General features: G+C 62.9%; 20 protein-coding genes and 1 tRNA gene. 8 read left to right on the top strand and 13 right to left on the bottom strand.

All coding sequences use genetic code 11. The features are described 5' to 3' along the window. Positions 1-17 precede the first annotated feature (17 nt). The 5 genes from MRBLSP13_RS09900 to MRBLSP13_RS09880 all read right to left on the bottom strand — a co-directional run bounded on the left by MRBLSP13_RS09900 (position 18) and on the right by MRBLSP13_RS09880 (position 6577). Positions 18-1295, bottom strand: coding sequence for an alginate export family protein (locus tag MRBLSP13_RS09900; RefSeq protein ID WP_363734881.1), 1278 nt, complete (start codon positions 1293-1295; stop codon positions 18-20). A gap of 80 nt (positions 1296-1375) precedes the next feature. Next, positions 1376-2179, bottom strand: coding sequence for an ABC transporter ATP-binding protein (locus MRBLSP13_RS09895; RefSeq protein WP_363734882.1), 804 nt, complete (start codon positions 2177-2179; stop codon positions 1376-1378). 14 nt (positions 2180-2193) lie between these two features. After that, positions 2194-3150, bottom strand: coding sequence for a nitrate ABC transporter permease (gene ntrB, locus MRBLSP13_RS09890; RefSeq protein WP_363734883.1), 957 nt, complete (start codon positions 3148-3150; stop codon positions 2194-2196). A 14-nt stretch (positions 3151-3164) separates the two neighbouring features. Beyond that, entirely contained in the window at positions 3165-4445 is a 1281-nt protein-coding gene (locus MRBLSP13_RS09885; protein WP_363754211.1) for a CmpA/NrtA family ABC transporter substrate-binding protein, read from the bottom strand. Positions 4446-5014: 569 nt separating this feature from the next. Beyond that, positions 5015-6577: a DUF389 domain-containing protein gene (locus tag MRBLSP13_RS09880; protein ID WP_363754208.1), complete on the bottom strand. Its 1563-nt coding sequence runs from the start codon at positions 6575-6577 to the stop codon at positions 5015-5017. A gap of 150 nt (positions 6578-6727) precedes the next feature. Between MRBLSP13_RS09880 and nhaA the strand changes: the two genes are divergently transcribed. The 4 genes from nhaA (at position 6728) to MRBLSP13_RS09860 (ending at position 12848) form a co-directional block, all read left to right on the top strand. Further along, the gene (nhaA, locus tag MRBLSP13_RS09875; RefSeq protein WP_414714703.1) at positions 6728-7930 is read left to right on the top strand and encodes a Na+/H+ antiporter NhaA; all 1203 of its coding nucleotides are present in this window, start codon (positions 6728-6730) and stop codon (positions 7928-7930) included. Continuing rightward, positions 7923-9221, top strand: coding sequence for a chloride channel protein (locus tag MRBLSP13_RS09870; RefSeq protein WP_363754205.1), 1299 nt, complete (start codon positions 7923-7925; stop codon positions 9219-9221). The genes nhaA and MRBLSP13_RS09870 overlap by 8 nt, the downstream gene beginning before the upstream one ends. A gap of 579 nt (positions 9222-9800) precedes the next feature. Beyond that, the gene (locus tag MRBLSP13_RS09865; protein ID WP_363754202.1) at positions 9801-11555 is read left to right on the top strand and encodes a chloride channel protein; all 1755 of its coding nucleotides are present in this window, start codon (positions 9801-9803) and stop codon (positions 11553-11555) included. A 45-nt stretch (positions 11556-11600) separates the two neighbouring features. Then, positions 11601-12848: an MgtC/SapB family protein gene (locus MRBLSP13_RS09860; RefSeq protein ID WP_363754199.1), complete on the top strand. Its 1248-nt coding sequence runs from the start codon at positions 11601-11603 to the stop codon at positions 12846-12848. Between the two features lie 94 nt (positions 12849-12942). Here MRBLSP13_RS09860 and MRBLSP13_RS09855 read toward each other — a convergent pair whose 3' ends face one another. Together MRBLSP13_RS09855 and MRBLSP13_RS09850 are read right to left on the bottom strand one after the other, a co-directional pair. Next, positions 12943-13386, bottom strand: a complete 444-nt coding sequence (locus MRBLSP13_RS09855) for a potassium channel family protein (RefSeq protein ID WP_363734894.1) — start codon at positions 13384-13386, stop codon at positions 12943-12945. 1 nt (position 13387) lies between these two features. Further along, a complete protein-coding gene (locus tag MRBLSP13_RS09850; RefSeq protein WP_363754196.1) occupies positions 13388-13897 on the bottom strand; it encodes an NUDIX domain-containing protein in 510 nt (169 codons plus the stop codon). Here MRBLSP13_RS09850 and MRBLSP13_RS09845 point away from each other — a divergent pair. Further along, on the top strand, positions 13823-14551 hold the full coding sequence (locus tag MRBLSP13_RS09845) for a host attachment family protein (RefSeq protein WP_363754194.1): 729 nt from the start codon (positions 13823-13825) through the stop codon (positions 14549-14551). The two genes, MRBLSP13_RS09850 and MRBLSP13_RS09845, sit on opposite strands and share 75 nt — an antisense overlap. A gap of 113 nt (positions 14552-14664) precedes the next feature. On the opposite strand, the gene MRBLSP13_RS09840 is transcribed toward MRBLSP13_RS09845, so the two are convergent. The 4 genes from MRBLSP13_RS09840 to MRBLSP13_RS09825 all read right to left on the bottom strand — a co-directional run bounded on the left by MRBLSP13_RS09840 (position 14665) and on the right by MRBLSP13_RS09825 (position 17875). Next, positions 14665-14865 (bottom strand): hypothetical protein, encoded by a 201-nt coding sequence (locus MRBLSP13_RS09840; protein ID WP_363754191.1) that lies wholly within the window; start codon positions 14863-14865, stop codon positions 14665-14667. Positions 14866-14992: 127 nt separating this feature from the next. Continuing rightward, positions 14993-15068: transfer RNA gene (locus MRBLSP13_RS09835), tRNA-Ile, on the bottom strand. A gap of 25 nt (positions 15069-15093) precedes the next feature. Beyond that, complete coding sequence (locus MRBLSP13_RS09830; protein WP_363754188.1) at positions 15094-16131, bottom strand: polysaccharide deacetylase family protein; 1038 nt, start codon at positions 16129-16131, stop codon at positions 15094-15096. Between the two features lie 52 nt (positions 16132-16183). After that, a complete protein-coding gene (locus MRBLSP13_RS09825) occupies positions 16184-17875 on the bottom strand; it encodes a sensor histidine kinase (RefSeq protein ID WP_363754186.1) in 1692 nt (563 codons plus the stop codon). A gap of 222 nt (positions 17876-18097) precedes the next feature. On the opposite strand from MRBLSP13_RS09825, the gene MRBLSP13_RS09820 reads away from it, so the two are divergent. Continuing rightward, complete coding sequence (locus MRBLSP13_RS09820) at positions 18098-18571, top strand: Lrp/AsnC family transcriptional regulator (protein ID WP_133654704.1); 474 nt, start codon at positions 18098-18100, stop codon at positions 18569-18571. 136 nt (positions 18572-18707) lie between these two features. On the opposite strand, the gene MRBLSP13_RS09815 is transcribed toward MRBLSP13_RS09820, so the two are convergent. After that, entirely contained in the window at positions 18708-19979 is a 1272-nt protein-coding gene (locus tag MRBLSP13_RS09815; RefSeq protein ID WP_363754183.1) for a hypothetical protein, read from the bottom strand. 103 nt (positions 19980-20082) lie between these two features. Beyond that, positions 20083-21363 carry a hypothetical protein gene (locus tag MRBLSP13_RS09810; RefSeq protein ID WP_363734904.1) on the bottom strand — a complete coding sequence of 427 codons (1281 nt, stop codon included), beginning with the start codon at positions 21361-21363 and terminating at the stop codon, positions 20083-20085. A gap of 241 nt (positions 21364-21604) precedes the next feature. Here MRBLSP13_RS09810 and gyrA point away from each other — a divergent pair, with 241 nt between their 5' ends. Beyond that, entirely contained in the window at positions 21605-24340 is a 2736-nt protein-coding gene (gene gyrA / locus MRBLSP13_RS09805) for a DNA gyrase subunit A (RefSeq protein WP_363734906.1), read from the top strand. Further along, positions 24337-24684, top strand: coding sequence for a DUF952 domain-containing protein (locus tag MRBLSP13_RS09800; protein WP_363754181.1), 348 nt, complete (start codon positions 24337-24339; stop codon positions 24682-24684). Before gyrA ends, MRBLSP13_RS09800 begins: the two co-directional genes overlap by 4 nt. The last annotated feature ends 197 nt before the right edge of the window (positions 24685-24881 follow it).

The following is a 24881-nucleotide window of genomic DNA, read 5'->3' as shown; positions in this document are numbered from 1 at the left end:
ACGCCGGACAGGCGATATCAGAGCGCGTAGTCGATCTGCGCCCAGAACTTCCTGGTGTCGGCATCGCCGGCATAGCTGGCGATCCCCTTGCGATCATATTCGGCATATTTGACGAGCGCGCTCAAATGCTTGTTCAGCTTCAGCGTTATCTGCGCATTATATTCGTCGCCATAATGGATCGACAGCCGGTCGCTGCTGAAATGATGGTAGATGAAGGAGGCGACGAGCGGCCCGGCCTTGCCGACCTTCGGCACGGTATAGGCAATGCCGGCATAATAATCCTGAAGGCCGGTGCCGGGTGTCGCCAGGAACTTGTCGGCCCAGCCGTTGAACTTGTGCAGCGTCGCGAAGGGCGTCTGAAAGGCAAAGCCGCCCGCGATACCGGTCGCGCCCGCATCCGACCCCAACAGTTCATAGCCGGCCGTCAGTTTGAACGCCGCAACATCCAACCCCAGTTCCGCCGTGGCATAGTCCGCCGAATAGTCGACCGGATTGGTCGCATAGTTGCTCTGCCGTGCATAGCTGGCGAGGTAGCTGAGCTTCACCTTCTTCGTCAGCGGCTGCGCGCCCATGAAGCGGACGCCATATGTCTGGCTGCTGTTGCGCCTCAGCGCGGCCACGGCCTCATCCTCGTCCACCAGATAGGCAAAGCCGGTCAGCGTCCCCAGCTTGGTCTTGTAGGAGATGTTCGCGAAAATATCGTCGCCGTCGATCTGCGTCGGCCGGTTGACGGAGCCGAACTTGCCCCCGTCAATGCCCCAGATGGTGCGCGCCGAAATGGCGTAGCTCAGGTCGATCTTCAGGTTTTTCACGCCCATATATTCGACGCGCACGGCATCGAATGTCTGCTCATTCTGCCGCCATGCGACGGAGCCGACGAAACGCTGGTCGTCCAGGTTGATCCGCTGGCGCCCCACGGTCACGATCAGCGGCTTGGTGCGATACTGGATCTGCACCCGGTTGGCCTCGACATTTTCCGGATCGGGGACGATGGGGTAGAGCGTCTTGCCGTTGACGCCGCTGTTATAATCCTCATCGATCGCCAGCGTGCCTTCCCCTTCGACCAGCAGCGCCCAGGGGCCCTTCGAAATCTCGCCCCCCGCACGCAGTCGCATTGTCACGGCATTGGCATCCCGGCTGCTGCTGAGCGGCGCCGGGCCGGCCTGATCGACCGTCTCATAGCGCAGGCGCGCTTCCACGATCGGTTTGAACACGACCTCCTGCGCCTGCGCAGCGGCCGCGGACAGACCGATTATCGGTGCCGACGCCGACAACAGGAAATAAACCTTCTTCATAAATCCCCCTTCATTTGCTCCCGATGGCTATTCTGGGCCTTTTCAGGGCAGCCTCTCCAAACCCGATTGTTCCTTTGATTTCAGGCCGCGAGCGTCGCCGGATTGCGATAGCGCTCATGCAGGAAGTGGATCACCGCCGAACGCGCTTCGGCATATTCGACGGTATCTATGGCCTCCAGCCGGTTCCGGGGACGCGCCAGCGACACCGTGAGATCCTCACCGATGCGGGCGGCCGGGCCGTTGGTCATCATGACGACCCTGTCCGCCAGCAAGACCGCCTCATCGACATCATGGGTGATCATCAACACGGTATTGTTCAGCCGTGCCTGCAAATTCATCACCACATCCTGCAACGCCGCCCGCGTCAGCGCGTCCAGCGCGCCGAACGGTTCGTCCATCAGCAGCACGCGGGGGTTCATTGCGATAGCGCGGGCGATGCCGACGCGCTGCTTCATGCCGCCGGACAGTTCGCCGGGCCGCTTGCCCGCCGCGTGGGCCATCTGGACCAGTTCCAGATTATGGATCACCCAATCCTTGCGCTCGGCCTTGCTCTTGCCGCCCGCCGTCTTGTCGACCGCCAGGCGCACATTCTCCTCGACCGTGAGCCACGGCAGCAGGCTGTGGTCCTGGAAGACCACCGCGCGATCCGGCCCGGGCACATCGACCAGTTCGCCGTCGAGGAAGATCGCGCCTCGCGTTGGTTTGACCAGCCCCGCCACGGCGTTGAGCAAGGTCGACTTGCCGCAGCCCGAATGGCCGATCAGGGCGACGAACTGTCCCTTGTCCACCTCCAGGTCGATCCCGTCGAGCGCACAAAAGCGCCCCGCCCTGGTCGGAAATTCGACGCTGATGCCCTCTAGTGCGAGATAACTGCGCTGTTTCATGCCAATCCCCCTTTTCAGCCGGCGCGGCCGATGATGCGGCCCGCAAGCGCGACCATCCGGTCGAGCGCGAAGCCCACCATGCCGATCCAGATCAGCGCGACGATGGTGTCGGTGAGGAGCGAGCTGTTGTAGCTGTCCCAGATGAAGAAGCCCACGCCAGTGCCGCCCTGCACCATTTCCGCAGCAACGATGGCGAGCCAGCTCATGCCGACGCCGATCCGCAGGCCGGTGAACATGTGCGGCACGGTGGCGGGCAGCATGATGCGGGCGAAATATTCGACCGGATTGAGCGCCAGTACCTTGGCCACGTTGCGATAGGCCGCCGGAATGGTCTGCACCCCCACCGCCGTGTTCAGGATGATCGGCCAGATCGCGGTGATGAAGATCAGGAAGATCGCGGACGGCTGCGCCTGCTGGAAAATGGCAAGGCTGATCGGCAGCCAGGCCAGCGGCGGCACGGTGCGCAGCACCTGGAACAGCGGGTCGAGCGCTCGGAAGGCAAACACGCTCTGTCCGATCAATATGCCCAGCGCTACGCCGATCACCGCCGCGATGCTGTAGCCGATCAGCACGCGGCCGAGGCTGGTCAGCACATGGCCGGCAATGCCGACATCGCCGCCGTCCTGGATGCTGAGATGGGTAAGGCCGATCTCCACGCCCTTGAACGGGTGAACGATGACGTCATGGCTCTCCTGCCAGACCTTGAGCGGACTGGGAAAAGTCGCATCCAGCGATCCGCAGAGCAATTGCCAGAAGGCCAGCAGGGCACCGACCATCAGCAGCGTCGGCGTGACGTTTGCGGCGACTGACCTGAGGCTGCGGATCAATGGATGAACCGGCGCCGCAACAGGTTCGAAGCTCCGGCGCGCAATGGCTTCCTCAGGATAGGGCAGGATGACCCCCAATTCGGTGGCGGACCCGCCGGTCGAAGCCGACGGTCCATTGGTCTTGCCGGGCGATGGCGATGCCATGCTGATCTCCTTCATCAGGCGCGCTTGATCGCCAGGCTGGCGAGGTAGGCCTTGGGGTTGGCGGGGTCGAAGGTCTTGCCGTCGAAGAACTTCTCGACGCCGCGGCTGTCGCTGGCGGGGCCCTTGCCGCCCAGCATGGCCGCTGCCTTCCGCCAGATGTCGGATCGGTTGACCTTTCCGATTACCCCCTTGGTGTCGAGGGACACGGGCAGCTTCCCCCAGCGCTGGTTTTCGGTGAGGAACCACAGATCGTGGCTCTTGTACGGGAAGGAGGCATAGCCCGCGAAGAACTTCATCTTGAAGGCCGCGTTCGGGAATTTGCGTCCATCCCCCATGTTGAAATTGCCCTGCAGGCGGTCGGCAATGTCGGTGATCGGGCACTTCAGATAATCGCGCCCGGCAATCGTTCCGGCAAGGCGCGTGATGTTGCCGGGATTGTCCGCCCAACGCTGCGCCTCGATGATCGCCGCCGTGATCGCGACGGCGGCCTTGGGATATTTCGCGACCCAGTCGGACCGCATGGCGAAGCTCTTTTCCGGGTGGTTCATCCACATCTGCCCGGTCGAAACCGCCGTGTAGCCCAGTTGCTGCGCGACGAGCTGGTCGTTCCACGGCTCACCCACGCAGAAGGCGTCCATCGTGTCTGCCTTCATGTTAGCGACCATCTGCGGCGGCGGCACGGTGATCAGCTCGACATCCTTGTCAGGATCGATCCCCCCGGCCGCCAGCCAATAGCGCAGCCACAGGTCATGTGTCCCGCCGGGGAAGGTCATGGCCATGGTGATCTTCTTTCCCGCCGCCTTGCGCTGCGCGATCACGCCCTTCATCTTGCCGGCGTTCTGGTCCGCCTTGGCGGCCAGATATTCCTTGGAAACGGAAATCGCCTGGCCGTTGACGTTGAGGCGGGCGAGGATGCTCATCGGCGTCGCCTTGCCGATCGCGCCCAGCGTCAACAGATAGGGCATGGGCGTCAGGATATGCGCCCCGTCGATACCGCCGGCGGCGGAACCCAGAACCAGATTGTCGCGCGTCGCGCCCCAACTCGCCTGCTTCGCCACCTGCACGTCAGGCATGCCATATTTGGCGAAGAAGCCCAGCTCCTTGGCGATGATCAGCGGCGCAGCATCGGTCAGCGCGATGAAGCCCAGCTTGGCGCCGGTGACTTCCGGTCCCGCACCTGCGGCGAATGCCCCTGATGGAAAGGCCTGCTGCACAGCAGCAAGCACCGCCGCCGTTCCGCTGGTCTTCAGCAGCCCACGGCGACTGACGCCATCCTGATTATCCCCCTCTGCCATTCCCCAATGTCCTTTCCTTGTTGATCGTGATCGCTGGAGGCGGCATGCGACTGGTCATCGCCGGAAACGATCCAGCGCACGAAAATCGATGTCGAAAGCCGCCCTGCAGCACCTATGCCGCCGGTGAAAAACCAATAAAAAAGCCGCCGGAACGAAGGTCATCGGACCTTGTCCAGGCGGCATCATTGCCATGTCGGTTTTTCAGAAACCGGGCCGACCCCCAGCCGTCATCGGTGGGTTCAGCTTGAATGCCGAAGCGCCCCTGCCTCGACCGTTATGAAGCTGTCACTGATTCGCCTGAGTCGCAAGCAAAATTTTGCATTGCACAAATTGCAACTTCTTCGCAGCCTTCTGCATCGGGCACCATGTCCCGTCAACGCGGCGAGATTAGTCCGGTCGCGGCTTCGACAGGCATCGCGGAGCAAACACCGGCGCGACATCCTTTGCGATCTTCACAACGTCCTGCGAAGCCGCTCATCCGAGCACCGCGTCGCCCAGATGGGCGTGGAAATGAGAGCGGCACCGCACTGACTGTCACCATGACGGCGGGGCGAAGACCCGCCTGGGTGTCAAGGAAGGTCCTCTGTCCGCGAGGGGAGCAGACGGAATGCCTGTCCTGCGGGCGCGCGAGATACGGCCTTGACGCCATTTTCCCGCAGTAACCCACCGATTGCCAGCGCGCGCCGTTCCGAAAGATTGGGTTTGTCGGTATCCGTTTCAGGCAGCGCCGGAACGGAGAGCGCCTGCATATTCCACCGCCGCGCGGCCCATGCCGACGTCAGCACCGCCTGTCGGGCCACGCTGTCGAGCGTGTCGCTATTATCCGCAAAGCTTATGATCGGCAGGTCAGCCTGCGGCGGGATGATCGCCAACTCCCAACCTTCGACCTGTGCCGAAGCACGCGCCTCCAGCGCTCGATAGGTCGCAAGCGTCGCACCAGGGAGCGGAGCCGCCGCTACGCTGGCCCGGTGGTGATCGCGATCCACGGTCACCTGATCGGTCGAGACGCCCGCGGACAGGGCGAGCGACTGGATGACCATATTGACGCGTGTGGTTTCCAGAGCCGCCGCCTCGCTGGCCTGGCGCAATTCTTCGCGCTGGGCATCGACGGCGCCCGCGCCAGGTTCCAGCAGGACCCGATCCAGCCGCAGCCGGACCGGTCTTCCCAGGCGCTGCTCCAGCTCGGATTGCAGGACGTCATTGGTCTTCGCCTGATTGCGCGGCGTGATCACCACGGCTCGCACCAGGAGCGGATGGGCATCAAAGTCCAGATCAAGCTGTGTGATGCGCGCGTTCGAACCGAAGCGATCCGAAAGATAGGAGCGCGCCTGATTGGTCGTCACGGCTTCGGTCGCGATCCGTTTCAGGGAAATGCCCAAGGGGATCGCCATGGCCGCAAAGACGAACAGCAATATGATGGTCTGCGTCCAGCTCTGCTGACTGGATAGATGGTGACCAAAGCCATAATAGCGGGCCATCACGGTGGCCGACAGAGCGATCGTGACGAAGTTGGTGACGAACAACGCGACGGCGCCGCCCAGAACCGGCATATTCCAGGTAGCAAGGCCATAGCCGACCACGGCCAGGGGCGGCATCAGGGCGGTTGCAATGGCAACCCCGACAATCGTGTCCCCGCGACCGCGGATGATCGCGAAGGTGCCCGCGAGCGCTGCAAAAAGGGCGACGGCAAGATCGAAAAGATTGGGACGGGTGCGCGCGATGATTTCGGCGGTCGGCGCCTGAAGCGGCGAAAGCGCGACGATCAGCGCCGTGAAGAGCACAGCCGCGATGCTTCCTACGGCGAGCGCGATGAGCGAGCGGCGCATCTCCCCAAAGTCGAACAGTGCAAGGCTGAAACCCAGCCCCAATATGGGGCTCATCAGCGGCGAGATCAGCATGGCGCCTATGACAACCGCCGGCGACGACAGAAGCAATCCGAGAACCGCAATCCCGGCCGACATCATTGTCATGAAGGCATAGCGGGGCGACCACGCGCTATCGCCGAAAATCCGTTCCAGCACCCGCTCATGCTCGACCCGCCCTACGACCGCACGACGCCACCAACGATAAAGAGCGACCCGTTCCAGCCGCTCATCGGCAAATTGTGCAAGGCCTTGCAATTGCGCTGTCATGAAGTCCCCTTACGCGCCGTTTCCGGCATGGAGCAACTATAACGTCCGCCGCATTCAAAACCAGCTTCAGACCCAGAGTTGCTATTTTTCTCACTGTATGGCCCGGTTTTCTTGGACATTTCATGGCAAGGGCCGTTATCGGGTTTCACCATGCTGATGCTTGATGCCTTCGACCGCCCCCGCTCGGCGCTGCGCGAATTTCTCAGGACCGAGGCGGCCGGGGGTATCCTTCTGATCCTCGCGGCGCTGCTCGGGATGATCCTTGCCAACAGCAGATGGGCAGAGGTCTATTTCGAAAGTCTGCACGTCCATCTGGGCCCGCTGTCGTTGCTCCATTGGATCAATGACGCATTGATGGCGCTGTTCTTCCTGCTCGTCGGCCTGGAGATCAAGCGGGAGTTCATAGATGGAAGCCTGTCGAACTGGAGCGACCGCTGGCTGCCCGTAATCGCGGCGGCGGCAGGAATGGCGATCCCTGCCATAACCTATTTGCTGATTGCCGGTCGTACGCCGGGGCTCGCCAACGGATGGGCGATCCCGGCCGCGACCGACATCGCCTTTGCCATTGGTGTGCTCGCCCTGCTTGGCAAGCGCGCGCCAACGTCGCTCAAGCTGCTGCTGACCACCGTTGCCATCGTCGACGACATGGGCGCGGTTCTGATTATCGCGCTTGCCTACACCAAGGGGATCAGCGGGTTGGCGTTGCTGGTCGGCGCGCTTCTTTTCTGTGCGATGCTGATCCTCAACCGGTCGGGCGTGAAGAAGCTCTGGCCCTATATGGTGCTGGCCGTGGCCTTGTGGCTGGCGGTATTCTTGTCGGGGGTCCATGCGACGATAGCCGGGGTTCTGGCGGCGCTGGCCATTCCCATCCGCACGTCGCCAGGGGCTCCGGACGACGCAGAATCGCCGCTTCATCGCCTTGAGCACCGGCTGCACCCCTGGGTCGCATTTGCGATCGTGCCCCTGTTCGGCTTCGCCAATGCCGGCGTATCGCTGGCCGGCGTCGGCATGGAGCAGATCATGGGGCCACTGCCACTCGGCATCGGTGCCGGACTGTTTCTGGGTAAGCAGATCGGAATATTCGCCAGCATCCGGGGGGCGGTAGCCCTGGGAATAGCAGACCGGCCGGCAGGCGCTACCTGGCTGCAGGTCTATGGCCTCGCCCTCATCTGCGGCATCGGCTTCACGATGAGCCTCTTCATCGGCGGCCTTGCATTCAGCGATCCGCTTCTGTCCGACGAGGTCAAGATTGGGGTTCTGGGCGGATCGGTACTTTCTGCGGTCGCCGGTTTTCTGCTCCTGCGGCTCGCGCCCGGATCGCCGCGCAAAGAAGGCAGCATGGCCGATGCGTAATTCCTTGCGCCTGCGCGCCCGCCTGCGCCTCTACGGCCTGCGGCCGACCGTCTGGCGCAGGCGAGCAGCCTTCTTGGGCGGGGCAATATTGATCGGCCTTGTCGCGCTGACATTCGCGCGTCTGGCCGACGAGGCCAATCATGTCTTCCTGTCCGTCGTGGCGCGCTGGTGGTGGGCGCCGCTGCTGATCACGCCGGCGGGCTTTGCCGGGCTGGTCTGGGCGACGAGGCGGTTCGCACCGGCCGCCACCGGTTCCGGCATACCCCAGACGATCGCAGCGACCCGCAATCCGGAGCGGGGCATGGATCGGCTGGTTTCCGCGCGAACCGCGATCGCCAAATTCATTCTCACGATCTGCACTTTGCTGCTGGGCGCGTCGGTAGGCCGAGAGGGGCCGACGGTGCAGATCGCAGCTTCCATCATGGGATATGCGCACCGTTTCCTGGCGATCCCGGTACGGGCTTCGGTCTATATCGCCGGCGGCGCGGCGGGCGTCGCTGCGGCGTTCAACACACCTTTGGCGGGCGTCGCCTTCGCCATCGAGGAACTGGCCGCAGCCTATGAGCAGAGGATGACCCTCCTGGTGATGGCGGCAGTGCTGATCGCCGGCATGGTCAGCCTGGGCCTTGCGGGGGATTATGTCTACTTCGGTGCCATGCAGCAGACGCTGAGCGTTCGTGAAGCATTGGTGGCCGCACCTATTGCCGGTGTGCTCGGCGGCCTGCTCGGTTCGTTTTTTTCCCGCGCCATGCTGGCGGTCGGAAACACGTCCTGGCGGCCGCTGGCATGGATGAGCCGGCGACCCATCATATTCGCCGGATGCTGCGGCTGCATCGTCGCTGTCACCGGCGTCCTGACGGGTCTCACCTGGGGCACTGGTTATTCCACGGCGCACGCGATCATCACCGGTTCGGACGTCCCGATCTGGTTCGGCGCGGCCAAGCTCCTGACGACACTTGCGACGGCGGTATCGGGCCTTCCCGGCGGTATCTTCGCCCCCTCGCTCTCGGTCGGTGCGGGCGTCGGAGATGTGCTTCGAAGCATTTTTCCGACCTATCCACCCGGAGCGATCGTCCTGCTTGGGATGGTGGCCTATTTCACGGGTGTGGTGCGGGCGCCCCTTACGGCTGTCATCATCATTTCGGAAACAACCGCAAGCCGGGGCCTCATGATGCCGCTCCTGGCCTCCGCGCTGGTAGCCGATTTTGTGGCTCCCTTTGTCTGCCGCAAGCGGCTTTACCACCAGATGTCGCTGCGTTTCATTGAGACTGGCGGTGGGGGCACCCGCTGAGGGCTGATGCCCTCGCCGACAGAAGGCAAGTGACGATGGCTTCAGCAACGCCCAAAAAATAGCTGGAAAGCACAACCGCCATGTAAAAGCTGGAAAAGGTGAACCGGTTGGGCGGATCCCACTGACCGAGCCACAGCCGAAAAGCAAGGCTTCCCAGAACCAGCAGCAGAATGATGAGAAGCCGGGGGAAAAAAGATTCCCACGTTAGCCGAAGCATAAGGCGGACCATATTCAATTTCCCGAAGGCATCCCAATGCTCCAACCACCCTCCGAATGCAATATGCGGTTGGCTAGAGCGATTTCCAAACGATCGGAACCGATCGCTGGTTAAGAAATCGCGGAAAACAAGGAATCCAGAGCGGCGAGCTGATTCAATCAGATCGAAACCCGCTCTAGGTTGGCCGAAGATGATCGATCCGCTTTGCCGCGCAGGACAAGAGCTACAGGGCAATCTTGCCTCACCCCCGGTCCGTCAATTGTTCTGCTGACATCTGCTTTTTCCAAGCTTGCGCTGAGCGAGGCATGGGCGCAATGCCCTCGTCGGCCCGGATTGGACCGACCACGGAACCTATGGTGACAATGCGGCGTAACTGGCAAGCACTCTTCAAGTCATTCACCATCAGGCAACGGCGACGCCTGCGCGAAAGCGAGGCGGCCTTCATCCTGTTGGCCGTCGTAGCGGGCACCGCGGCGGGACTGATGACCAATGTGCAGCAATGGCTGGCCCATGGTTTACAGCGCATATTTTATGGCGTGACGGTGAATCGACTGAGCGCGCTGGAAACGATCCACCACCCCTGGCGCTTGCTGGCGCTGCCATTGGGCGGGCTGATGTTGATGGCTTTCGCGCTGCTGTTGAGGGGACGTAAAAGGGAGCCGATCGACGTGGTCGAGGCGAATGCCCTTCACGGCGGACGCATTCCGGCGACCGACAATCTTGTGATCGCCACCCAGACGATCATTTCCAACGGCATGGGCGCGTCGGTGGGGCTGGAGGCAGCCTTTGCCCAGTTGGGCGGCGGCGTTGCATCATTACTGGGTCAATGGCTAAAACTGAGGCGCAATGATCTGCGCACTTTGGTGGGAGCAGGCGCAGGGGCGGCTATCGGGGCTGCGTTCGGCGCTCCGCTGACCGGTGCCTTCTATGCCTTCGAGATCGTCATCGGCCATTATACGCCCTCGGCGATCGCGCCTGTAATCGCGGCCGCTCTGGCGGGCGTTTCCGTGTCACGGGCGATGGGGGTGGAGCCTTGGCTGATCGCAACAACTGCCGACAGGGTGATCTCCACAGCGGATTATATGTTGTTCGCCCTGCTGGGCATATTATGCGCCTTGTTGGGGATCATGATCATGCGGCTCGTCACCTTCGCAGAGGGGCGGGCGCAGGGTTGGCGGAGGCTGGGGCGATGGAGACCTTTGATCGGCGGTCTGCTCCTGATACCTCTCGCTCTGGGCTCGCCGCAAACGCTGTCAGCAGGGCATGGAGCGCTGCATCTGGACCTCATCCTGCAACCTGCACTCGGACTGCTGCTGCTCATATTGGCACTCAAGATCGCCGCATCGGTGATTTCCTTAAGCTTCGGCTTCCGGGGCGGCCTGTTCTTCGCATCGCTTTTCCTGGGCGCCCTTGTAGGGCAGATTTTCGCTGGCGCGGTCAATGCGTCGGCAATTGGGTTCTCGCTCAATCCCCGAGATGCAGCCTTGGTAGGCATGGCGGGGCTGAGCGTGTCGATCGTCGGCGGCCCAATGACCCTGGCCTTGCTGATGCTCGAGACGACCCATGATTTCGGTCTGATGGCTGTCGTGCTGACCGCATCCTTGCTGTCGAGCGCGATGACCCGGGAGTTTTTCGGCTATTCCTTCTCGACCTGGAGACTTCACCTGCGCGGTTCAAGCATTCGCAGTCCGCGCGATATCGGCTGGGTGCGAAACCTGACGGCCGCGCGCATGATGCGTCGCGACTGGATTTCGGTGGACGAGAATTGCACCGTGGCCCAGTTTCGGAGCAGAGTGCCGCTCGGCTCCGCGAGCAAGGCCGTGATTGTAAACCAGGACGGCCAATATTGTGGAATCGTACCGACGCCCTCAGCCTATGCGCCAGAGCTTGAGGAAGATACGCGAATAACCGAGCTTGCAGTGCTGCGCGAGGCCACGCTCGGCCCGGATACCGACATACAGAAGATTTTGCGCCTGTTCGACCAATGGGTGGCTGACGAACTGGCGGTGGTCGATGCGTCCGGCAAGGTCTTGGGCTTATTGACCGAAAAGCATGCAAGACGGCGATATTTCGAGGAAATCGAGACATCGCAACGGGCTCTGTTTGGAGAGATTTGATGTTGCAAGCACGCTCTTGGCACAGCGCTTAGGCTAGCCAAACTCATGTTCAATATCGCTCACCCCTATCTCTCCTTGATCGCATCGATTGCAGTCGGCCTGCTTGTAGGGATGGAGCGCGGCTGGACGCAGCGAGATTTCGGCAAGGGGCGCAGGGTCGCGGGCTTTCGTACCTTCGGGCTGATCGGTTTGCTTGGTGGGCTCGGTGGCCTTTCCCCCGACTTGGTCGCCGCTGCCCTTGCCCTGGGAGTCTCGGCTGTGCTGACGGTCGGCTACAACCGAAGCGCCGATCAGGATCATTTGTCTGCCACGACTACGCTGGCGGGCCTGCTGACCTTTGGAGCGGGCTTTTGCGCGACGCGCCTCTCGCCTGCCCTGGGCTTGGCCATAGGTGCGGCGATCTTTGCGATGCTGAGCGCACGGCAATCGATGCACACTCTGCTCCGGGGAATGGATGAGAGCGAGATCGAGGGCGTGTCCCGCTTCCTGCTGGTATCCCTCATCATTCTGCCGTTGCTGCCGGATGCCTCTTACGGTCCTTACGACGCCTGGAACCCCAGGAAAATCTGGATGGTCGTCGTCTTCGTAATGGGGCTGTCCTTCGCCGGCTATGCCATCTCGAGGCGCTTTGGCCGCGACCGCGGCGTGTTGCTGGTGGCGCTCACCGGGGCCATTGTGTCCTCCACCGCCGTCACCGCAGACTATGCCAGGCGGCTGCGCGACGAACCCGATGGCCGAGGATTATTGACGGCCGGAATTGCGGTGGCATCCATCGTGATGTTCGTCAGGGTGCAGTTGGTGGCACTCGTTCTCGTTCCCCGCGCCTTACCGTCTCTGGCACTGACCATGGCGCCGGCGACGCTTGTAGCCGTCGCCTTCGCCCTGACTGCCTGGCGTGCCCAGGGCAAGGGTGGCAACGGCGTAGCCGTCGCCAATCCCCTGGGATTCACCCCCGCGCTCATGCTGGCCGCCCTTGTCGCGGGATTGTCGCTTGCCGCGCGTTGGGCCTTGGAACATTTCGGCCAAGAGGGCATGGCATTCGTTCTCACCCTTACCGGCGTGTCGGACGTCGATGCAGCCGTGATGACCATGGCCGGGCTCCCCCCGCATGCAATCGACGATCAAACCGCCGGATTCATACTCGGAGGCGCGGTTCTAGCCAACACTCTGGCGAAAGGCGTCATGACGGTGGTCATCGGTTGGGGGCACGGCGGCATGAGGGCCGCGATACCACTATTCGCCGCTCTTGCAGCGGCGGCAGCGAGCCTTGCAGTCTGGATTGTCATCGGCTGACCGTCCACGCCACGCCTATTACAGGAAGGAACGGCCATGCATGGAACGCCGTCGCCACACAGTTGCGTCAACCCGCGGCCTTCAATGCCTCCCCTCAGCCCTTCTCCAGATACCGTTCAAGAAGCTTCAGCCGATCCACAATGGAAAAGAAGAAAGCGGTGGACCAGCCGATCAGAATAATGCCGTTCGCACCCTCTATCACGCTCAGAATTCGGCTACCGACCGGCAAAACAACATCGCCATAGCCGATGGTCACATAGGTCGAGGTGGAAAAATACAGCGAATGCTCCAGATTGGGAAATGCATCCAATAGCAGGTAAAGAGCCGCCCAGAGCCAGATTTCCACGGCATGTAACGCGAAAAGCCCAAATGCAGCGAGCAGGATCGCTATTCCATTCACAAAAGAAGCGATGAGCAACTGCGATGCGTGACGGTGGCGCCGCAGGATCGCCAGCAATCCCGCCAGTCCCACCAAATGAATCAGCACGGTCGTCGCCACCATGGCAGTCGCGATCGCCAATTGCGTCGTCAAACTCATCCTACTTCGATCCCTCTCGGATAGTCCGCGAGGAGCCAGCATCCTCGCCTCGGGAGAGGGCTTGTTCGAGAGCCGTCAGAAACGGCGCCTGGCTCCTGAGTATTTTGACGCGCGCCTCGGCTAGCGAAAACCAAGCGGCGTGATCGATCTCGGGAAAGGAACCTATGATGCCACTTCGGGGCGGCCATTCGACTTCGAACGCATTGCTGGCAAGATCGGCGGGATCAAGGTCACCCTCGACGGCGTAAGCCTCCACCCATTTCCCGCCAGCCTGACGCAGGCGTGCGAGTGGCCACGGATTGCCGGCAGGTCGCGCACCGACTTCCTCCTCGAACTCCCGCAGTGCGGCGTTGTGAAGGGCCTCCCCCGGCAAGGCGCCGCCCTTGGCGATCTGCCATGCCCCCTCATCCTTTCGCTGCCAGTAAGGCCCTCCTGGATGAACGAGAAAAACCTGGAGGGCCCCGCCGTGCCATCGATACGGAAGCAGCCCTGCACTTTCTTGCGCTACCATCATATTCGCTGCTTTCAATGTCCTGTTGCAGGGAGTCGCTCCGCTTCACGTCATCATGGCCGCGGCGTGCCTGGAAGCCATACGGAAAAGCCCCAATATCGCGGCCCAGGTCATTTGCGCGATGCTGTGCGAAAGGTGTGGCGTCGGCCGCCGATTCACGATCGGATATGCGGCCAGCCACCGGCAATCCAAGCCAGGAAAGGCAAAGCCATGAAAATAGCTTCCGGCACAATCCTGTTGATCGTCGACGGCGCGAAGATGCTGTTGCTGAAGAACGAAGGGAGCGCCGTCTGCCCAGAACTGAAGGTTCTGGTGCATCGCACGATCGATAATCCGGCCAATCGCGAGCAGCGCACCGATGCGCCAGGTGTTAGTTATTCGAGTGCGGGCCCGGAGCGCAGTACCTATGAGGAAGCGGATTTACACCAGCAGAAGGAAGATCGGTTCGCGGTGGAAGCCGCCGGCGCTCTCGCCGAATTGGCTGTCAAGGAAGATGGGGACATCATTGTCGTAGCGCCTCCCTCCACCCTGTCCACCCTGCGCCACCATTATGACCGTGCGACACAGGACAAGCTCGTAGCCGAAATCGACAAGAATCTGGCCGGGCATCCAACCTCCCACATTGCCGAACTGGTTGGTGCCTGGACGCCGTAACCGCGCCCCCCATGTCCCATCCATAGGAACGCCCCTGCCCCTTCGATTCGGGGCAGCTAGGCGAGAAGTCCGGCTGCATCACGGTGAATTTATATGACTGAAGACGCTACGCTTCACGCGGTCCATGAGCCGTTGCCGCCCGGATTGATTGGAACCACCTGTACGCTCCGCCGAAAGCATTCGTCGTTCGCATCGGCAATCACAGGGCCATGCCGTTTTTCGCGGGCAGCACGGAGCATATGCACCGGGCGGCTCATGCCGCCCGGCAGAAAGGATGCAATCTGCCGCCTTCTTCTGCCCTTGAGCATATTCATCCAACACGGCCCCCGCTCCAGGCCAGGTCATACCCCACGGCACCGGAATAAACCTGGAAGCGTTCCGTAACGGTGATGATAGTAACATCGACGCGCAAGGCCTTCGCCAAGGCAAGACCATGGTCGTTGGTGGGCCCGGCAGGACTCGAACCCGCAACCTAGCCGTTATGAGCGGCCAGCTCTAACCATTGAGCTACAGGCCCCACCTTGTTGCCCGGATAGGCAGCATCAGGCGACTTGGCAAGCCCGTCCTCGCGCCGGAACAGCCTTCAGAAACGCATCCAGCGTCGCGGGGCGAACATTCCGACGGTCCAGGTGATCCAGCACCGCGTCCCACCAGCGATAAAAGGCCGTCCTGTCCCCCTCGTTCCGGACATAGGGCGTGTGCCCCGGTTCCAGCGTCGGGGAATGAAAACTGAAATTCAGCACTGGCGAACCTTCTTCAATCAGGGCATCGATCGCGGCGATCGCCTCCTGCGCGCTGATGCCTTCAGGCGTCAGCGGAATGCGGCTCAACATTCCCGTTCGCGCCAGGGCGCCGGACAGCGGACCGGCTCCTTGCGCCAGTCGGTACAGCCGCTCGCCTCCGCGCCTCAGCAAGCCGGCAAAGGCGGTGGACAGCGGCAATTCGACCAGGCTCCGGCCCGGCCCGGCCCAATAGGGATATTGTGGTAACCCCTGGAAATCCGGCCCATATTGGCCGCTATAGTCGAACCGGCTGCGCACCGAACTGTCGATCCGGAACCCGGCCTGCTCCAGCAGGCGGGCGCTATGGAGGCCAACGCCATAGCGGCCGGCTCGATAGACGATCGGCCTCGCGCCGAAACGCTCCGCGAGCCGCAAGCACAAGGCTTCCAGCTTCGCCCTTTCCACCGCCTCGGGCAGAAAGCCGACATAGCTGTTGGCCGCCGTCACCTCCTCGATGTGCGGCGGATTGACCCAGGGATGAAGATGCGCCCCCACATCGGCCGCGCCATCGGCCAGCCAGCGTCCCATCATTGCCGCCGCCGCATCGCTGTCGACCACCGGATAGTCGGTCACGTAAATCGGTTTGATCCCGGCCGCCGCAAAATAGGCCTGCCCGCGCTCCATCCCTTCCAACGCCGTCACGCCATGCCCCGTCCGGCGGAAGGGCGCGTTCCAGTCAAACTCCTCCTCCGTGTCGACGAACAGCATGAAGCGCGTGCCGAAAGCCGGATCGAGCGTGATCCTGTCTTCCGGCGCAGGCGCGCGGAGCAGATTGCCGTCATGGGAAAGCGAGGTCATGCCACCACCGCTACCCGGATTTGGTTGCGATAGGGTTTCCCTCAGGCGCGCGTCAGGCGCTGCCGACGGCATCCTCTGTTTCCGCCATGGCCGGCACGGCGAGCAGGAAGCGGCCCGGTTCGATGTCCAGCGCGCCGCCGCATCCCGTCGCCAGACTGCGGATCAGGCGCAGCGAAAAACCAAGGCCCAGCAACGGCCCGTCTGCCCAATTGCCGTCCGGCATATAGCCGGGGTCGAGCAACCGCTCCTCCTCCATACCCTCCAGCGTCGAGGGCCTGTCGATGGCCAGTACCACGCGCCCTTCCGCGCCGCCTGGCTGATGCCAGCATGTGCCGGTCAGCGCTTCCCCGGCTGGCGCCACGGAAATCAGCGTGCGCATCAGATGCTGGATCATGCGCTCGCCCTGCACCGGGTCGATCTGCACCATCGGCAGCCCCCGCGCCATCGCGATGTCAATCCGGGCACCGTCGCCCTGTTCGCGAAAGCGCGTCGAGACCTGCGTCACCAAAAGCGCGGGATCAACGGCGCGCAGCGCCCCATTGCCATCCTCGCCACGCGACACGCGGGCCGCAAGGTCCAGATCGTCAAAGGCGGTCAGCAGATGCCGCGCATCCACCGCGATCTTACCCGCCATATCCCGATATTCAGGACCCGCCGGACCGAACAGTTCCTGCTCGATGATCTCGGCAAAGCCCAATATGGCATTCAGCGGCGTCCTCAGTTCGTGCACCAGTTGCCGGATCGAATCGGCGGACAGGCCGGCGATCGACACCGCCTCTGCACGCGGTTCGGCGGCCACTTCGTGAAGATAGGGGCGCCTCGCCTGTCCACGATAGCCCTGGAAACGCCCTGATCGCGGATCGAAAAAGGGTGCGGCCGACAGCCGCCATTCACCGGCCATCGTGCCGCCCACGATCGTATAGCGGCCGTTCTGAAAACCGCTGCGCCGCATGAAGGCGCCCGCGACATGGCCATCCGGCCCGCTGCCCCCTTCCAGCGCCGTTTCATTGAGCGCAAGGCCGATCAGCGCCGCTCGCGGCCCCTGATCGACCCACATGATCGACCCGGATGCATCCGTTTCGAAGGCGAAGGTGCGCGGCCCGGTCATGGCGGCCCGTTGCGGCGCTTCGTCCAGATCACCTGTGCGCCGTGCATTGGTGAAGCGCGCGATGCGGTCGACCAGATTACGGATCTGGCTGCGGTCCTCCGCCGCCTCCTCGACCGGCTCGGCCTGTGGCTGCTCCTCTACCGGATCGGCAGGGACGATCATCGCCTCGGTCAGCAGCATGTCATCCTGCTCCGCCGCGACATGGCTGGTCAGCACCAGATCGGTCGCGCCGAAAGCCTCAAGTCCCTGCACCGTCGCCGATCCAAGGTCGCGCCGCGACCGCAGCACGCCGCGTGCCGTAGGCGTCAGGCGCGGCAACATCTCCACCCAGGCTGCATCGGGGAGGCGAGCGCGGGACATGGCGGCTGCCGCAATCGCCGGGCGATCATTGGCGAAGAATTCCACCAAGGCGGGTGACCGCAACCGCCCGCCCAATTCCACGACGGTCGCGATGCGCTGCGTTTCCGACAATTTCGGCAGCAGTCCGGTCAACCGCTCCAGCAGTGCCGCCCGCTCCGTGTCGGACATGATCGAACGGTCATGCCGGTCATTTTGCGCCAGCAGATCCACGCATTGCCGCCACAGCGTCACGGCCCCCAGGCCGCTACGCCCTTCCGCGGCGAGAACCGTCTGCATGAGATCGTTGAAGCGCACCCAAATTCCCCAATTCCGGCCCCGGCGCAGCGCTGAAAAAACCTTCCGCCGAGGGTATCGTTACACAGGAATAATGCTTCCCGCTGCAAAGGGGAAGGGCCGCGGAAGGGTTCTTATGCGAACGTTGCATAGTGGGACAATTGCATTGTCCTGAAATATTATTATGGTAACGCGATATTAACAGGCAAGGAAATAAGCGGAATAATGGCCGGCCCCAATATTGACGACATCGATCTCCAGATCCTTGGCGAACTGCAGGACGACGGCAGGATGACCAATGTGGAGCTGGCTCGCAAGGTGGGCCTGACGGCGCCCCCATGCCTCCGTCGCGTGCGGGCGTTGGAGGAAAGTGGCGCCATCAGTTCCTACCATGCCGTGGTGAACCCGTCGATGCTGGGCTACACCATCACCGTCTTCGCAATGGTCAGCCTCAAGAGCCAGGCCGAAGCGGACCTGAAGGCATTCGAGGATCATGTCGCAACCCTGCCCGAGGTCCGCGAATGCTATATGCTCAACGGTGAAATCGACTTCATCCTGAAGGTGGTGGCCAAGGATCTGCAAAGTTTCCAGCAGTTCCTGACGTCGAAACTGACGCCGGCGCCCAATGTCGTGAGCGTGAAGACGTCGCTCACCATCCGCACCTCCAAGAACCTGCCCGGCGTACCGCTTCCGGTTTGACTGGCTGGGGGGAGAAAGCGGGAACCCGGCTTTCGCCCATGATGATGCTACAGAAGCGAGAGCGCGTGACCTGCGTCATCCGACGCAGCGCGCTCCCGGCCCAGGCCCCCGCCCCGACCTCGCCGCGATTTTTCCCTCAGCCCGCCGACGGAACGACGACCGGCTTCGCTGCCGTCTTCCTGCTCTGCTGATCGACCCAGACTGACCAGAAGCCGGCGACATTCGCCCAATTGCCCGTCGTCGCCTGACCAAGCGCCGCCTTTGCGCCCGCCAGATCGCCCGACCTTGCCAGCGCCACGCCAAGCCGCGCATTCGCCTTTGCGGCATCAACGCCCCCCTTGCTCAGGGCGAGCCGATATTGCTCCACCGCCTGCGGAAACTGCGCGAGCGAAAAATAGGTGTCGCCGACCGCCATGGCCGCCGACCCGTCCTTCGCCGCTGCCGCCTTCTTCGCAGCAGCGGGCAGACCGGCTATTTCCTTGGCCGCCTTGGGCGTCGCGCCCTTCAGCAATTGCGCGGTCACCGCCTGTGTCGGAGTCAGCTTGCCGGCCGAGCGACCGGCCTCGATGATCGCCTTGGTCTCCGCGCTATAGCCGGTCTTTTCCGCCAGTTGGGCATAGGCTTGGTAATCGCGCTCGCTGGCCATGGCGCCATTGGCGGCCTGAAGACGGTAAAGGTCGAGTTGCACCTGCGAATCCATGCCGGGCGCCGTCAGGTAATTGGCCAGGGCCGACCGCCACTCGCCCGCCGAATCATAGTGGGTCAGGCGCTCCCGATACAATGCGCCCACCTCGGCCCAGTCCCCGGCCTGATAGGCCATGGAGATCGCCCTGTCATACCAGGCCGCCGGGATCGGCTGGCCCGCCGTCCGCTGCCGCGCCAGGGCCTGCTGCACAAAGCCGCGCGCATCCTTCGCCCTGTTGCGCCGGATCGCAATGTCGGCACGCAGCATGGTGGCGTCGATGGGATCGTAACCCAGCGTCTTGGCGTAATCGAGCTGCGCCGTCGCATCGTCATAATTGCCGACGATATAGGACAGGTAGCCCGCAACATAGCGCAGGCGCGGCATGTCGCCCTTGGGCACCGAGGACGTCTTGAACATGTCGTTCAGCGCCACGCGCTGCGCCTGCCGGTCGACCTTCAGCACCGCAAGCTCGAAGCGCAGGCCGGCCGCGACATAGGCTTCGAAGTCGCTGACCGGCATCAGGCCCGAAATCTGGGCCTGGGCAGTGGAGACATCACCGGCCTTGATCGCACTGTCCGCTGCCTGGGTGGCGGCGCGGAAACTGTCCGACATCTCGATTGCCGGGCCGACATTGGGCTTTTTCGCGATGACAGGCGTGGCCGTCAGCAAGGCGGCTCCCGTGAACATCCCACAGGTCAGAATCGAAAGTCTCGTCACGGCCATGGCAGCCATCCCCCTTGTTGCCTGGCTTCGGCCAGACGATCATGATGTTCGAAGGCGAAAAGGCGCACCACCTGCCGGGCAGTGCGCCTCTGTCAGGCGAGGATCAGGCCTTGGTACCCAGATAGGCCAGCCACAGATCGGCGATCTGCTTGCGCGAACCGGCCTGCACCGACTGGAAAGCGGCCTTGGCCGACGCATTGTCGCCGCTCAGCGCCTTGGCAATGCCCATGCGCGTGTTGATCTCGTCCGCGTCGACGCCGCCCTTCTGCTTGGCGAGTTCGAACATCGCCACCGCCTTGGCATAGTCGCCATAGCCCAGATAGGCGTCGGCCGTGGCTGCCGCGATCTTGCCGTTCGCTGCCTTGCGCGCATCGGCTTCCGCACTGCCCAGCGATCCCTTGTCGCCCGCGATCTTGGCGACGGCCGGCTGATACAGGTCGCCGCCCTGGCTGGCGCTCAGCACACCCTTGCTCCGGCCGGCATCGATGGCGGTCTTCACTTCGCCGTAAATGCCGGTCTTGGACGCCATTTCCGCATATTCCAGATAGTCCTGAGAGACCACCAGACCGCCGGACGTCGCCATCAGACGCATCACGTCCAGATTCTCGCGGTTGGAAATGTTGGGATTGGCCTGCTGGAACAGGCGGATCAGCGTGCGCAGATTCTCACCGCTGGGTGCCGCCTGATAGGCCGACTTCGCCCATTCGGTGACTTCCGGCAGCTTCGCGTTCGCAGCGCGGCTGACCCCGATCTGATACCATTGCGCCGGCACCTGGCCACCGGCGGCCTTGGTGGCGTCCGCTGCCGCCTTCAGCGCGGCGAGGCCCTGCTGGTTGAGGCCGCGCTGCGGCTCGACCGAGGAATTGGCGGTGCCTGCCTTGCCGAAATAGGCCTGCGCCAACGCGACGTTCACCACGTCTGGCTTGTAGCCGGCCTGCAAGGCGGCCCGCGCATGGGTGATGGCAAGGTCGTAATTCTTCATCTGCAACGCCTGATCGGCGGCAATCGCATTGAACTGGCCCACCTGTTCCGGCGGCGTAAGGCCGCTGTCCAGCATCTGCGTCAGCGCCTCGCCCTGCATCGCGGCATCCTTGCTGGCGATGGAGGTGTTCAGCTTGACGGCGCCGATCTGATATTTGTCGTCGTTCGACTTCGCCTTGCTGTCGGCGTCGGCCAGCGCTGCCTTGGCGGCGGCGAAGTCCTGCTTCCCGGCCGCCTGCTGCGCTGCCTGCAAGGCCTTGATCACGTCGGGCGAGACGTTCAGCTTGGGCGCGCCGCCCTTCTTCTCGTCCTTCTTGGCCGCGAATGCCGGGGCCGAAACGGCGCCGCCAGCCAGCGCAAGAGTCAGCGCGAGCGCCACGGGGGTAACAAAACGCATGTTCATCTTCTCCTCTGCGCCCGGGGGACAGGCGGCTTTCGTTTGACGCCGATTAGGGGTCGGCGCGTGAATAACCATTGAACGACCTATATGCACCAGTTAACCGCCTGTCAGCCCCCCGGAAACGATCTGGCGCACCCTGCACGCATCTCATGCCATTGCGCGTGCGCGCGCGAGGGGTGACAGATTTGTTTCGCTCCGCTAGTGATGCGGCAGCACAATTCATCCATCCAAAAAGAGAATCGCTTTGACCGACGAGACTGCCCTCGCCGACCCCTCGGATATCAGCCCCATCTCCATCGTGGAGGAGATGAAGGCAAGCTATCTCGACTATGCCATGTCGGTGATCGTCGCCCGCGCCCTGCCGGACGTGCGCGACGGTCTGAAGCCGGTGCATCGCCGCATTCTCTTCTCGGCCCATGAATCGGGCTTCACCTACAACAAGCCCTATCGCAAGTCGGCGCGCATCGTCGGTGACGTGATCGGTAAATATCACCCCCACGGCGACAGCGCGATCTATGACGCCCTGGCGCGCATGACGCAGGACTGGTCGATGCGCGTGCCGCTGATCGACGGCCAGGGAAACTTCGGTTCCATGGACCCCGATCCACCAGCGGCCATGCGTTATACCGAAGCGCGCCTGGCCAAGGTGACGAACGCCCTGCTCGACGATCTCGACAAGGACACCGTCGATTTCCAGCCCAATTATGACGCCTCGGAAAGCGAACCGCAGGTCCTGCCGGCGCGCTTCCCTAATTTGCTGGTCAATGGCGCGGGCGGCATCGCAGTCGGCATGGCGACCAACATTCCGCCGCACAATCTGGGCGAGGTGATCCGCGCCTGTTTGGCCTATATCGACAATCCCGGCATCACTATCGACGAACTGATCCAGATCGTCCCCGGCCCTGATTTCCCGACTGCCCCGCTGATCCTGGGCCAATCGGGCGCCCGCAGCGCCTATCACACCGGACGCGGCTCGATCATGATGCGCTCGCGCTACAAGATCGAGGAAGGACGCGGCGATCGCCAGTCGATCGTCCTGACCGCAATCCCCTATCAGGTCGGCAAGAACGGTCTTGTGGAAAAAATTGCCGAAGCCGCCAAGGACAAGCGGATCGAAGGCATCAGCGACATTCGCGACGAATCGAACCGCGAAGGCGTCCGCATCGTCATGGACCTGAAGCGCGACGCCACGCCTGAAGTCGTGCTCAACCAGCTCTGGCGCAACACCCCCGCCCAGTCGAGCTTCCCGGCCAATATGCTCGCCATTCGCGGCGGCCGCCCGGAACTGCTCAACATTCGCGACATCATAGAAGCCTTCATCCGCTTCCGCGAAGAAGTCATCACCCGCCGCACCAAGTACGAACTCAACAAGGCCCGCGACCGCGCCCATATCTTGCTGGGCCTGGTCATCGCGGTGACGAACCTCGATGAAGTGGTCCGCATCATCCGCGGTTCGGCCAGCCCTGCGGAAGCCCGCGAAACCCTGCTCGCCCGGGAATGGCCGGTGGCGGAGATCGCGCCTTATCTCAAGCTGGTCGAGGCGATCGAGACCGAAGCATCGGGCGACACCTACCGCCTCAGCGACGTCCAGGTCCGCGCCATCCTCGACCTGCGCCTGCATCGCCTGACCGCGCTCGGACGCGACGAGATCGGCAATGAATTGGCCGAACTCGCCGCCGCCATCGCGGAATATCTCGCCATATTGGGTGACCGGGTGAAGCTCTACGCCGTCATGCGCGAGGAGTTCGAGGCGATCGAACGCGACTTCGCCACCCCGCGCCTGTCGGAAATCACCGCCGCCGCCGACGGCATCGAGGATGAAGACCTGATCGAGCGCGAGGAGATGGTCGTCACCGTCACCGTGCAGGGCTATATCAAGCGGACCCCGCTCGAAAGCTTCCGCGCGCAGGCGCGTGGTGGCAAGGGCCGCTCCGGCATGGCGACCAAGGATGAGGACGCGATCACCGAACTGTTCGTGACCTCCACGCACACGCCGGTCCTCTTCTTCTCCACCGCCGGCAAGGTCTATCGCCTCAAGGTCTGGCGCTTGCCCGAAGGCGGCCCGGCCACGCGTGGCCGTCCAATGGTGAACCTGCTGCCGCTCAGCCCCGGCGAGACGATCCAGACCGTCCTGCCGCTGCCCGAGGATGAGGAAAGCTGGAAGGATCTGCACGTCATGTTCGCCACCGCGAACGGCACGGTCCGCCGCAACAGCATGGACGCCTTCGCCAACGTGCCCAGCAACGGCAAGCTCGCCATGCGCTTCGACGATGACAGCGACGACCGCCTGATCGGCGTCGCCCTGCTGACCGAAGAGGATGACGTCCTCCTCGCCACCCGCCAGGGCAAGGCCATCCGTTTCCAGGCGACCGACGTGCGCGAATTCCAGAGCCGCACCTCCACAGGCGTGCGCGGCATGACGCTCAGGAAGGATGACGAGGTGATCTCGCTTTCCATTCTGCATCGCGCCGGCATCAAGGATCAGGAAGAGCGCGACGATTATCTCCGCTTCGCCCCCTGGAAGCCGGAGAAGGAAGGCGAACCGCAGATGGATGCGGAACGCTTCTCTGAACTCGCCGCGAAGGAACAGTTCATCCTTACGGTCTGCGCCAACGGCTATGGCAAGCTGTCCTCCGCCTATGACTATCGTCGAACCGGACGCGGTGGGCAGGGCATCACCAATATCGACAATATCGGTCGCAACGGTCCCGTCGTCGCCAGCTTCCCCGCGCGCCACGGCGATCACCTGATGCTTGTCACCGATCAGGCGAAGCTGATCCGCATGGGACTGGAAAGCCTGCGCGTCATCGGCCGCAGCTCGGCGGGCGTTCGCCTTTTCAACGTGTCCGACAACGAACATGTCGTCAGCGCGGCGAAGATTGAGGAAAGCGATGAGGAGGCGGAGGTCAGCACCCCGGCCGGCCTCGAGGTCGACCCGCAGGTCAGCCCCGAAACCGACCCGGACCTGACCGAGGAATGACCGACCTCTTCGCATACAAGATCCTGACGAAGGATCAGTATGACCAGCTCAAGGCCGACGGCACGTTCAAGGGCGCGCCCGTCGACCTTGCGGACGGCTATATCCACATGTCCACCCGCCAGCAGGCCGCCGAAACCGCCGCCAAACATTTCGCCGGGCAGGACCATCTGGTGATGGTCATGGTCGATCTCGCTCCCTTCGGCGACACCCTCAAATGGGAGGAATCACGCGGCGGCGCCCTCTTCCCGCACCTCTATGGCGATCTTCCCCTGAACGCCGTGGCGGGTAAGGTGATCCTCCGCCTGGACGAACAGGGCAGGCACCAGTTTCCCGCCGGCTTCTGATCCCCGCCTCCGCGCAACGCAGAAAGGCGCAATCCTTCATCCTGCATCATTCCCGCTTAACAAGGGCGGGAATGACGAAATTGGATGGGCGTTCCCTCGACGGATCACGGCGCGTCATCGGGAAGCAGGCATGCAATTAATGCCGTCGACGGTCATTGCCGCCACCTGTCCGGTAGTTTAGAGGGGCCGCCATCATG

It is taken from the genome of Sphingobium sp. LSP13-1-1.1, assembly GCF_040676415.1.
GTDB lineage: Bacteria > Pseudomonadota > Alphaproteobacteria > Sphingomonadales > Sphingomonadaceae > Sphingobium.
This window is presented reverse-complemented; position numbering and strand designations above follow the sequence as displayed.